This window comes from Hymenobacter agri (genome assembly GCF_054778495.1).
In genome coordinates, this window is the sequence record NZ_BAAGZM010000085.1 from 1 (window position 1) to 11271 (window position 11271).

At 55.4% G+C, this 11271-nt stretch carries 14 protein-coding genes and 1 pseudogene; 9 read left to right on the forward strand and 6 right to left on the reverse strand.

From position 1 onward, the window contains the following. Both ACYVDE_RS06870 and ACYVDE_RS06875 read right to left on the reverse strand, forming a co-directional pair. On the reverse strand, positions 1-241 hold a 241-nt coding region (locus ACYVDE_RS06870), incomplete at its 3' end, for a hypothetical protein (protein WP_460500745.1). 52 nt (positions 242-293) lie between these two features. Further along, the gene (locus ACYVDE_RS06875) at positions 294-542 is read right to left on the reverse strand and encodes a hypothetical protein (RefSeq protein WP_460500746.1); all 249 of its coding nucleotides are present in this window, start codon (positions 540-542) and stop codon (positions 294-296) included. Between the two features lie 101 nt (positions 543-643). Here ACYVDE_RS06875 and ACYVDE_RS06880 point away from each other — a divergent pair. The 3 genes and pseudogenes from ACYVDE_RS06880 to ACYVDE_RS06890 form a co-directional block, all read left to right on the forward strand. After that, positions 644-853: pseudogene (locus ACYVDE_RS06880) on the forward strand (helix-turn-helix domain-containing protein); the annotation flags it as partial. Between the two features lie 102 nt (positions 854-955). Continuing rightward, positions 956-1402 carry a S24 family peptidase gene (locus ACYVDE_RS06885; RefSeq protein ID WP_460500758.1) on the forward strand — a complete coding sequence of 149 codons (447 nt, stop codon included), beginning with the start codon at positions 956-958 and terminating at the stop codon, positions 1400-1402. Positions 1403-1404: 2 nt separating this feature from the next. Then, positions 1405-1887, forward strand: coding sequence for a hypothetical protein (locus ACYVDE_RS06890; protein ID WP_460500747.1), 483 nt, complete (start codon positions 1405-1407; stop codon positions 1885-1887). Positions 1888-2453: 566 nt separating this feature from the next. Here the strand turns inward: ACYVDE_RS06890 and ACYVDE_RS06895 are convergent. Together ACYVDE_RS06895 and ACYVDE_RS06900 are read right to left on the reverse strand one after the other, a co-directional pair. Beyond that, on the reverse strand, positions 2454-3470 hold the full coding sequence (locus tag ACYVDE_RS06895; protein ID WP_460500748.1) for a hypothetical protein: 1017 nt from the start codon (positions 3468-3470) through the stop codon (positions 2454-2456). A gap of 368 nt (positions 3471-3838) precedes the next feature. Continuing rightward, entirely contained in the window at positions 3839-4417 is a 579-nt protein-coding gene (locus tag ACYVDE_RS06900) for a DUF2939 domain-containing protein (RefSeq protein WP_460500749.1), read from the reverse strand. Positions 4418-4707: 290 nt separating this feature from the next. On the opposite strand from ACYVDE_RS06900, the gene ACYVDE_RS06905 reads away from it, so the two are divergent. The 5 genes from ACYVDE_RS06905 (at position 4708) to ACYVDE_RS06925 (ending at position 7631) form a co-directional block, all read left to right on the forward strand. Further along, complete coding sequence (locus tag ACYVDE_RS06905; RefSeq protein WP_460500750.1) at positions 4708-5163, forward strand: hypothetical protein; 456 nt, start codon at positions 4708-4710, stop codon at positions 5161-5163. An 89-nt stretch (positions 5164-5252) separates the two neighbouring features. Then, the gene (locus ACYVDE_RS06910) at positions 5253-5687 is read left to right on the forward strand and encodes a hypothetical protein (RefSeq protein WP_460500751.1); all 435 of its coding nucleotides are present in this window, start codon (positions 5253-5255) and stop codon (positions 5685-5687) included. A gap of 95 nt (positions 5688-5782) precedes the next feature. Continuing rightward, entirely contained in the window at positions 5783-6361 is a 579-nt protein-coding gene (locus ACYVDE_RS06915) for a hypothetical protein (protein WP_460500752.1), read from the forward strand. 154 nt (positions 6362-6515) lie between these two features. Then, on the forward strand, positions 6516-7283 hold the full coding sequence (locus ACYVDE_RS06920; RefSeq protein ID WP_460500753.1) for a T9SS type A sorting domain-containing protein: 768 nt from the start codon (positions 6516-6518) through the stop codon (positions 7281-7283). A gap of 54 nt (positions 7284-7337) precedes the next feature. Beyond that, the gene (locus ACYVDE_RS06925) at positions 7338-7631 is read left to right on the forward strand and encodes a hypothetical protein (protein ID WP_460500754.1); all 294 of its coding nucleotides are present in this window, start codon (positions 7338-7340) and stop codon (positions 7629-7631) included. Between the two features lie 58 nt (positions 7632-7689). On the opposite strand, the gene ACYVDE_RS06930 is transcribed toward ACYVDE_RS06925, so the two are convergent. After that, complete coding sequence (locus ACYVDE_RS06930) at positions 7690-9168, reverse strand: T9SS type A sorting domain-containing protein (protein WP_460500755.1); 1479 nt, start codon at positions 9166-9168, stop codon at positions 7690-7692. A 104-nt stretch (positions 9169-9272) separates the two neighbouring features. Continuing rightward, positions 9273-9983 carry a hypothetical protein gene (locus ACYVDE_RS06935; RefSeq protein WP_460500756.1) on the reverse strand — a complete coding sequence of 237 codons (711 nt, stop codon included), beginning with the start codon at positions 9981-9983 and terminating at the stop codon, positions 9273-9275. 380 nt (positions 9984-10363) lie between these two features. Here ACYVDE_RS06935 and ACYVDE_RS06940 point away from each other — a divergent pair. Continuing rightward, the coding region (locus ACYVDE_RS06940; RefSeq protein WP_460500757.1) for a phage integrase SAM-like domain-containing protein at positions 10364-11271 on the forward strand (908 nt) is incomplete at its 3' end.

The window sequence follows — 11271 nt, forward strand, 5'->3', positions numbered from 1 at the left end:
GCCCGGCGAAGGTGGTGCCCCGGCCCGGCACGTAGGCCCGCACGCAGTAGGGCGTGCCGTCTACTTCCTCGTCGATGCAGTAGCCGAGCACCGGCAGCACCGTGCCGGCGGGAAAGTCGAGTACCGGGGCCACCAGGTGCAGCAGGTCGGTGTCGGTGAAGCCCGCGGCCACCGAGAGGCTGGGCTTCTTGTGGCCGGGCGAGGCCAGCAGGGGGATAAGGGAAGGCTTGGGAGGTTTCATGCGTGAAAGGGAGATGTGAAAGAAGATGAAGGGAATGGATGGGTGGTTGGGGTTAGGCGGCCTGGGTGTGCGAGACTTCCTGGGCCTCCTGCCAGGCCTGGAAGCCGGCGGGGTTGGTTTCTTCGGCCAGTTGGAGCACCGCGGGCCAGTAGCTGGAGTTGGTGTTTTCCAGGTTGACCACCTGGCTCATGTTGGATAGGTTGCCGCTGCCCGTGCGCTTGCAGAGCAGGGGCAGGAAGCCTTTGGGCATCAACTCCCGCATCGTCGGCGGGCGGTTGGCCGGTTTTGGGTTCTGTTTCATTTGTGTACCTTGCTTGTGTTAGTGTTTGTGTTAACAAATGTAGGCAAGTGTACTAGGCAATTCCAACAGCTGTTGTGAAAAATGCCAACAATATTTAATTCATGGCCAGTAAGCCACTGTCTTTCAGTCAGAAAATTTTAGCAATAAGGGACGAATTCGGTCTGTCCCAAGATGCCTTAGCAGCCAAACTAGGTGTATCTGGGGCTGCAATCGGCTTCCTTCAAACAGGCAGGACTAAGAGTCCTAGTGCCGAGATGCTAGCTAAGTTGTCAACAGAACTAGGCATTAGTTCTGAGTGGCTATTGACTGGGGAGGGCCCGATGCTGGCTTCTGAGGCACGCGCCCAAAATATTTCTCCGTATCCTGCGAATCAGAACAACGTGCAGGCGGTGGGCCTGCTCTCTGATATTCCAGTGATAGAGTTGGGCCGCGTCAGCTTCAAAGCCCGCGCCTCCTTCAACTACGCCCAGCTGCAGCGATTCATGAGCAGCGAACTGTTCGATAAAGTGCTGTTCCGTCTGCCTCCAGGGCGCACAGCCGAAGACTACCAGGATGCCCTAGTGTTCGACATTGAGGGAGACAGCATGGAGCCCAGCCTCCGGGACGGCCAGCAGGTAATCGCGTGGCCCGTGCCGGAGGGAAAATGGGAGTATCTGCACAACACCATCTGCGTTATCGACTACGATGATACTGTGACGGTGAAGGCTATCTTCAAGAACGAGCTATTTGACCGCGACGGCCTGACGCTGCACGCCACTGGCGGGGCCGGCGGGTCGTTCACCGTGGCCCGGAAGGACATTCACTCCATTTGGGAGGTACGGGAGTTCTATGGGGTGGTACCGGTGCGTTTAGTTGCTTGACTATGAAGCAGCACGGCCCCTATTACATTGGGCGGGTAACTATAAAAAACCTGCGCAACTGGATTATTGATAGCCCGCTCAATGAGGGTGACACCTTGCTACTGCACCCTCACACGTTTGATGACCTTGCGATGCAGTACCGGGAAGAATATCAGTCTGCGATTCCTGAGCCGTTTTTCCTGCTGGGTGTGCTGATTGAAGAGGCTCTTGAACGTTCAGGCATTACGGTGCCAAGGGAACGAATAGTAGTGCTGTTAGGAGATGACAGACCAGGGAGCCCAGTAAACATGAATCACGAATCGGGACCAGTGGACGATGGGCGGGCCGTTTATCGATGCGGCTGGTGTGGTAACATTACGGATATTTCTGGAAATGAATTGCAGGGAAATGAGCGTAGCTACGCTATTACTTTGTTAAATCTGCGTGGTAATCGTGATACAAAGCATGTTGATGGGAAGTGTTGCCCTAACGGGCATAATGTCTAGTTTCTGTCCATGCTCCGCACGAAGCAATAAAAAAAGCCCCAATGATGCTGGGGCTTTTTTGTGATAAATATTATAGTTCCCTTGCTTGGCTATTCAAGATTATAAATAGTCTATTAACTATCATTAGCAACGTTAGAAGGAACGAAAGGAGATTGAAATACGTGAACCACGCGACAACTGTTTGAGCGTTTAGTATATGCTCAATAGGCTCACCTCCAAATCGGTAAATAACTAAGCATACTACACACAACAAAGAAGAGATGATGCCAAATGCTACGTTAGCATGAATTTCCTTCGCAAACAGTCTTCTAACGGGACCTACGTTCGCTTCGCTTTTTACTTTATCTATTAGCTGTGACGTCATTGCCAGTAGGCTAAACAAAAATCCTCCAATGATTGACGCAGCTGATAACAGATTTGATGCTTCATCGTACAAGCGGCAACTGAAGTAGTATGCGAGAGGAAGGCCAGCGAGAGCAGGTAAGCCAAAAAAGAGCATTAAGTCGCCTACATATATTTCCTTTCGATTGAACTTGTGAAAGGTTCGTATATGCGTTGCAACGACATCAAATAGATTGATTCGGGTCAGGGAGGCTAGCATCGCGAGGAAGTTCTAAGGATACGTCGGCTACAATTTCGCGGGCCTGTTCCAGAAGCTGGTCCAGCCGCGGCCGGCCATGCGCATCATCTTCTACATTACCCCCAACATCGATGTCGGGCTGCGTGCGAGAACCGCGGGCTAGGTGAAAAGTCTTTTCCTTGCCATTAAGTTCGAGCTTCATGCTCACCTCGTCGTATTCCTTAGACTCGTCACCAATTGCTACTGTGACACGGGATTTCTGAGCACTAGAGTCTGCTTTGCGAGAAGCATGGAAATACCGTGTTGCCCAGCTTTTGAAGCGCGAACCAAGGTCTGTTGCTTGATACATTACCTTCATCGTACCTCGCCCCTTGGGTATCATTTCCTCATCATTCCCAGTTCCTTCTACGATGTCAGGGAGTTTGTAACTGGTTAATGTAAGCTCTTTAAAGTTGCCATTTTGCATCATTCCAGTAAACACTTTCTCAGGAATTAGGCCTAGAAAAATTGCTCGGAAATTCTGCAAACCTCTCAGCTTCAAATACTCATTGAAAAATACAAAAACAAGTCCCTTTATGCCTTCTCCTTCAGGCTGTTGTAATATGAGGTATGCTCGCCGTTTTCCAAGCTCTTTCGGTACTTTTAAATAGAAAAAACTATCCCGCATGTTATGCATATCGCGGGTGATTCTTTTCTGTTCGCGCAACGTACCATCAGCATTATATTTATTTGCAGTAAAATCGTCGCCGTCCCTACCAGCGTTGAAATAGCCATAAAGGTCGCGTGTAGAGTCATTAAGCACAGGTAGTGTATGACTGGCATACGTAAACCTGTGGCTTGTACCACGTTTGTGAGGCAAATGCTGGGTTTCTTTCAGAACATGCTGCGCAAAGTCGTGAAAGAGAGAAAGCAGGTCTACGTTCCCGCCAAATTTCGCGGGGTGTTGAGCTTCACTGCCTTGGTAGATTTCAATAGCATAGCTGGCTAGGAGTATTTTTCGCATTTCTATTGGGCGTTAGTAGCAATGCTTTTTAACTTTTCTACGTAGTCCTTTACAGATTTTGTGATACCAGCGTCGGCATTAGAGTTATAGAATGCTCCAAGAGCTCTGACATCGTCATGAGTGGGACGCATCTTGCTTAGTTCATTAAAGGCTTCCTTTAGGACATCTCCAACTGTTAAACCCGTGTGCTTACTCGGGTCATGTCCGACAATTGATGCCGTAAACGGCTTACTTAATTCAGGAATTGAACCCCCGTTCTCTCTAATAATTCCGTCGAGCGCGTTCAGGTAAGCATTGTATATAGGCATGTGCTTTGTTGTTAGTGTGAATGTGTAGTGCCGTTTTCTGCAACTGCATTTCGTAAAATGCTATTCGTAAGATGTAGCAGCCTCTTTGGCTTCCTCAATCGGCAGCTGCACCGATGTCAGCCGCCAAGACAGGCCCTCGCGACGCATAGTTAGGGCCACGGCCTGCTTGTGCGTCTGCTTGTTGAGCACGTGCATGGTGTAGCGGTCCATCGAGTCGAACGAGCCGTTCAGTTCGGCATTGTTTTCCGTTGGCTCGCTGGATTTCTCTTCGGCCGGAGCGTCCGCTTTCTGGAAGGCCTGGGCGCGGTCGCCTTTGAGCAGCGCTGCCAGGTGCGTCGGTGTCACGGCCGCGTCCACCATCGTTTCCACGATTTTACCGGCCATCATCATGCCCAAGCTGGCGAAAGGGTTGTTTTGCAAGTCCTTGTCGGCCGCCAGCTTCTGCGTCATCATCGTGTTGAGCTGCTCCTTAAGGCTCTCCTTCACGGCCGGCACATCGACGCGTTCCCGGATGCCTTCTACGTCACCGGCATCAGCAGCCACTTTAATGTCGCGTAGCGCCCGCTGCGGGCCAGTATAGAACCAGAAGCCGGCCGCCAGTACCACGGCGACCAGTAGAAGAGGTAATGCTTTTTTCATGCAGAAAGGTGGAGTTAGTGAACCATAAATGTACGGATGGCCAATGGGCACATTCCTACTGTTTTTTAGGACTGCCCGAGAATTATTTTGGGAAAAACACACCATATAGTCCCAAAATGGGCCAAACGGCAAGCCTATGTTTTGCTGATAGATTGAGGGCAAAATAGTTAGCTGAAGCAACGGCTAGCCAATGCGTTTGCGACCTGTTCCAGGCATTCTCGACGCTGCTTGTAGCGTGACGAGTAGCAGCTAACTTGCCCCGCTAATTTTCACATCCACTTCCCATACCCATGTATCAACGTCTACCCATCGTCTGTTCGCTCGGGCTGTTGGCCGTACTCTTCACTTCTTGCTCCAACGCCAACTCCTACGATGGCAATAGCTACACCACGGTTGAGGCCGCCCGGCCTAAAACGGCCGAAGAGCTCCGCGCCGAATTACTTCAGCGCGAGGAGAGCGCACCCACTGAGTTCCTGCAGGTGAATGGCACCCACCACCGCAACCTGATTGACCAACTCGTTCTCGAAGGAGACATCACCAGTCAGGCGACGCTGGCCCGCTTTAAAGACCCCGTGCTGTCGGTCACATGGTACTCGCAAACGGAAACAGAGCTGAGCACTCATGAATACCCCATTTACGAGATAGTCCAGCCACAAGGCACGACGCACTATAAACTGAAAACGAATGCGCCGAGTGAAGTAGCGACGGTAAGCATTGGCATTTCAGATGCTACGCCTATAAAGTAACTTACTGAAGCCCCGCCCATCCGGCGGGGCTTTTGCTTCTTTAATACACGAAACGGCCGCGGTGGCCGTTGTGCTGCTTTCCCTTTCCTATGGTTGGTTCTTCCTTCATCCTACTTCAAAAAAACGGAGCACGCGCATTGTTAAACGTTGCTCAGATTACCTATGTAGGTGACCGTGATGTTCGGTTAACTGCGGAAAACAGAGACTTTTACAGCGAGTTTCTGCCTGAGCAGGAAATGGCATATATCATTGAGGTAGAGTTTGCAAACACGCGTTCTATCAAATACCTGTATGATAAGAAGGAGGAGCGGGACGAAATGCTGGATAAACTCATCGCTGCGTTTACACCAAGTATCACTATCGATAGCCCGCCCGGCCTGCCCATAAGTTGGCCCGAAGTAGCGCAGCAAGAACCAAAATCAAAAGCTGTGTATAAGAACTATACCGCCGAAGAAATAGACCACGCGATGGCGATGCTACGTGCGACACGCGCCCAAGAGCAGAGCCCGCCGCCCGCCACCTAAGCCACCCCGCAAACCCTACACGCGCCGCAAATAGGGCAGAACCACCGGCTTGTAGCTTACTTGCGCCCCCACTTCCTCCTTTCCACTGCTACTGTATGGACAATTGGCTCCTCTACCTGCTCATCGCCGTTGCCCTAGGCGGGGGCGTGTACGCGCTGTCCCGGCCCTTGCCGCTCGACTACAAGAACGGCGAGTACCGCCGGCACCTGACCCGCGCCGAGAAAGCCACCCTGGCCGCCGGGCAGCCGGTGGAGAAAATCCACAAGGCCTACCAGTCGATTTGGCACACCTACTACGACCAGGGGCCGCTGCGCATTACGCCCGGGCCCAACGGCACCTACCGCTTCGCGCCCCACGGGGAATGGAAGCGCTTGAAAACGACCGGCGAAGTGGAAGCCACCTTCACGCCCGGCAACAAGCCGGGGCTGGACTACTGGCACCAGCTCCGGCCGGATGGCCAGCCGGACTATGACCTTTACAGCGTCCCGACCGTGCTCGCCGGGGACTCCGTGATAGAGGGGCGCATCGTCTACTTCCGGTGGCTGCGCCCGACCGATACGGCGTACGTGACGCATTTCTACCGGCGCGGCAACAAGGAGGTGGGCAAGCAATTCAATTCCTTCGACGCGGCCGGCAAACGCCCGGTGCCGCCGGGGTGGCAGGCGACGCGCTAAGGCGGGGTAGCCGCGTATGGTGGCTGCGTCTTGTCCGCACGCCCCGGGCGAAGAAAGGGGGGGAGTAGTAGCTCTACCCAAAGCGGCGGCTGTATAGGATTCAGGTTGCGCTTCTCCCTGCTAACTTTCGGGGAATTCAACCCATTCCTTCTCGATGAACAACTTTCTACTTCTGGCCGGTCTGGTGCTGGCCGGCGGCACCGCGCGGGCACAAATCGTGCAAGAGCAACGCTACAACACGCAGCTTACGGTGCACAAGCTCTCCACCGGGGCGGTGAAATACGCTGGCTATTTCACCGGCTCAACGGGTGGCCAGGTGCGCATCTACAACAACGACAACTCGCTCTACCGCCAAATACCGGTGAGTTTGCCCGCAGGTGCCCAGCCCGGCCCCGTGCTGTACGTGAGCGACAACCTGTTCAACAGCAATGCCACGTTGGAAATGGTCGTCAACTTCACGGTGAGCAACGCCGCGTACTCGCAGGCTATGCGCATCATCGACGAGACCGGCGCCCAGCTGCTGGCCCTCGATTCGACCTCATATCCGCAGGTATATAACACGCCGTTGGGCACCAAGATGCTGACCAATTACTACACGGCTACCCGGCAGTACAGCAAAATCTACTCTTTGCCCGGCACGTACACGCCGCTCAAAACCGCCCAGGGAAGCCAAGGCACTGAGCTGGCGCCGTTTCCCAACCCGGCCACGACCCAAATTGCCCTGCCGTACGCCGTCGCGCCGGGGCAGCAAGGCGAATTGACCGTGACCAACGCGGGTGGTCAACTGGTGCGCCGCTTCACGGTAGACAGCACCTTCGATAAGCTCTTGTTTGACACGCAGGGGCTGGCACCAGGACTATACCTGTATCAGTTGCAGACCGCTGGTAAATCGCTTGCTCCCCAGCGTTTCGTGATTCAGTAAAGCCTAAAAAGAAAGCCCAGCCCATCCGGTGTGGTTTTTCGATGCCTTGCCCGCATGAAACACTTGTTACTCCAGGTGGCCCTGCTCGCGTGCGCCCTTTCCGCGCCGGCCCAGACCACCCATCCCCGCACCACCCACAAAACTGTCACCCACCACGCGGCGGCCAAAGTGAAGGTCAAAACCAAGCGCGCCGCCGGCCCGCTGGTGTACTACTGCGACAGCGGCAATACGGTCAAGTACCACGCCTCCTCGGGCTGCCGCGGCCTGAGCCGCTGCGGGGCCGCCGTGGTGTCGATGCCGCTGGCCGCGGCCCAGCAGCAGATGGACCCGTGCAAGTGGTGCTATTAGCACGCAAAAAAGCCCCGGCCAATTGGCCGGGGCTTTTAGGTAACCTAAAGGGCTGCCCTTAGCGACTCACTCTGAAAAGCGTTTTAATGGTGCCGCTTTCGGAGGTGGTGAGCAGGTTGTAAACGCCTGCCGGCAGCGCTCGGACATCAATGGCTGTCTGTTCGGGCTGCATCACGACGCGCTGGACCTCGTAACCGATGCTGTTGTAAATGTGCACGACGCGCGCACTGCCATTGTTTGGCAGTTGAATGTTCAGCACATCGTGTGCCGGATTGGGATACACACTCGCCGTTTCCTGCGGCTTGCTGGTGACGCGGTCTTCCAGCTGCGTCGCCTGCAGCGGAGCCAGAATTTTGTCGCCGGCCATGGCCTGACGGTAAGATGGCGCACTGCTGGTGTCGCCCGGTGCAAACGTGGAACAGGCCGCGCCGTCCAGGAAGGCACTGAACGTAGAGCCCGGGCGGGCGCTAAATCCATCCAGCAACCCAATTTGCTTGCGGGCGGTAAAGGTGGCCGCTGTGCTGGTGAGGATGGTGACGTCCCCGTTCGCCGTGGATGTGGTCACGGCCCGGCCCGCATAGAGGTTCTGCCCCGAAGCCTTGTTGCCCGAAAAGGTGACGTTTTGTACAAAGACGTCGCTAATGCAAGGCGTAGAGGGTGGGTCGGCTACCCGGTTGATGGCCACCGTGCTCGTGCCAGTGCCCAGTAGATACCCGGTCGGAACGGCCGAAGTAGCTACGGTCGTAAATTGGGTATTCGCGATGGGAACGTTAGCTGTGCTGACGGAAAACGACCAACTGACTGTACACGTTTTCTGGCCCGCACTGGTAAGCGTCCAGGCTGAACTACTTGTCGTAGTGGATGAGATGAGGCCCGTATTGTTTCCTCTGACCTGCACCGCAAACTCATCCGTATAGCCTGGGTCTTTGCTCAGCGAAACGCTAGCGGTAACCGTCCGGGGCACCGAGTTGACGTTGACCGACAACCCATTATTGGGATTCGTGGTCGGGTCGCTTATGCGGAAGTTGCTCAGGGTAATGGCTGTGTTAGGGTTGGAGATGAAGGTGATGGGAATAATGGAGCTTCGACTGCCGGTATTGATACCGACCATGTTTGCGATTTGCAGACCGGTGTAGAGGCCGCCCCCTGTCGCTGCATATGACAACTGGAAGGAGCCCGTAATCGTGGCAATCATGGCTGTGCCATTAGAATTATACGTCCAGCTTGGGAAGCCCGTCGTGGTGGTCGTAATCCATTGTTCGGGATTGTACCCCACTAGGAAGATGCGGACGTTGGGGATGTCTCCCGAACTGATGGGCCTACTCGCCTGTACCGTAAAGGTGGCCGTTCTGGACGCAGCAGTGGTCGTATAGAATTTGAAGCTTGTCGAGTTGTCGATTTTAAAATTAGACAACGTGATTTGCCCCTGTGCCGGCCGACTACCCAGCAGGGCGGTGAGGGCCAGAAGCAACATGACGATGTGCCGTTGCGGCTTATGGAGCAAGCGGACAGCGAGCGGAATAAGAAAGTGTTTCATGAGTGAAGTCGATTAAAGGGAAGTGGAAAAAACGCCTGGCAAACGGCATCGTTTTTCTGGCATTGACAGGCGGCTATCAGGTGCGCTAATGACCGCCCTTCCCTTTAGCGCTTGGCGGCCTCGACGGCTTCCAGGCGCTTATTGACTTCGATGAGATGCAGCGTCAGCTCTTCTACTTTCTTCAGCAACAACGTATTGATGGCCGCCAGGTCGATGCCCTTTTCTGCCACTTCGCTCGTGGTGGGGATTTCCGGCAGGTGCTTGTTGGCCTTCACGTACGCTTCGACCTCCGAGAGGGGCGCTAAGCGGTAGTTTTTATCGAACACGTAATCTGCCCAGCCCGTCGACGTTACGTAGGCCGATTTGGCCACCAGCTTGCCGTCCACGCTGAGTTGATAATCGGGATGGCTGGCGCTGGGAATTGTCAGGCCGATGCGTACCTGTCCCGTGTTGCTGATGGCCATGCGGGGCACGGTAGCAGCAATCTGTGCATCGGTGATGGTTTGGGCGCTGGAAGGGTTGGCAACCGGGAAAGTGAAGAACCGCAGTTCGCCAGTAATTCCACCTAAGAGCAGTGAGGCACCATTGTTTGCGCCATCGGTTCCCAAAATCCAGGAACCACCGTTGCGTTTCGCATTGAATCCGACATAAGAGTGGGTCCACCCGGCGTCGTAGTTATCCGTTACCCCAATGCCGGCACTGTAGCCGGAGTAAGTTGCGTTATAAGCCGCACCGGTTTGGGCCACTGATTTCGAATAGCTGCCCAGCAGCAAGCCTGCAGCCAGCAGGCAGGTAGGTAGAATGTTGACTTTCATTTGTTTTCAGTTGATGAAAATGTGGAAATAAGGATGGTGTTTCCTGTGCGTTAAGTGGCCACTCTAACAGGGTGCACAAAGGATGGAGCCGTTGGGCGGATAAAAAAGGACAATGTGCCTTGGATATGGACATAGGCTTTGTGGGTTATTTATAGGACAATGACGGGGTAAGGCATGTGCCATTGATTTGAGAGGCTATTCATGCCAGATAAAATCTGTGAAAAGAAGCCATCTGTGACAATAGCCTATAAAAAGGATGATGTCTGCGTCCCCCGAAGCTCATCACTCAGGTACACCGACCGGCCTTGCGAAGAAGTCGCTTAGAGCAAAGCCCCGCCTATCCGGCGGGGCTTTTTCGTGCCCTGTCGTACCTTGTTATCATGAAGCTCACCTACCGCCAAGTGCTTTCCCGTCCCGACGCCGACGGCTGCTGTCGCGTGGTGCTCGACGTGGCCTGGGACGGCCAGCGCGCCAAGCTGGCCACCGGCGTGAGCTGCCTGCCGGCGCACTTCCGCCCCGCGGCCCGGCAAGTCATTCTAAGCAAAGACCCCGACGCCACCCGCCTTAACAACGAGCTGAAGAAAGTTGAAACGGCCGTCAGCAACGTCTTCACCCTGGCTTCGGCCCACAGCCAGCCCGTGACCGAAGCCGAGCTGGTGGCCGCTGCCCGCTTGGCCCTGGGCAAGAAGCCGGCTGGCAAGCAGGCCCAGGCCGCCCCGGCTGCTGTGACGCCTACCGACTTCTATGCGCTTTGGCAGGCCGAGAACCCCGGCCAGCCCTACAACAGCGCCCGCCGCTACCGCCAAGTGGTAGGCCATCTGGAGGCCTACCAGCCGGGCTGGCCGGTGCTGGAGCTTACCCGCAAAGACCTGCTGAAGTATCTGGCCCACCTGGCCGCGCTCGGCCTCGTCGACAGCACCGTCAGCAAGCACATCAAGTTTCTGCGCGAGTGCTTCCGCCTGGCGGGCAAGGCCCTGCCGGCATGGCTGAAAATCAAGACTCGTTACGGCCGCGCGCCGGCGCTGCAGCCGGCTGAGCTGCGCGAACTCATGGCTTTGGAGCTGTCCGACGACGAACTGCGCGAGGAAGCGGCCCTATTCACGTTCCAAACCCTGTTGCTGCTGCGCGACTCTGACCTGCGCGCCCTGCGGCCCCACCACGTGGCATCCCTCGACCTGCCCGGCTACCCGGCCACGCTGGTGCTCACCTTCCATCAAGCCAAAACCGGCGATGAGGTGCGCGTGCCGCTGCCGCCCGCGGCGGCCGCCATCTGGCGGGCCCGGAAGGG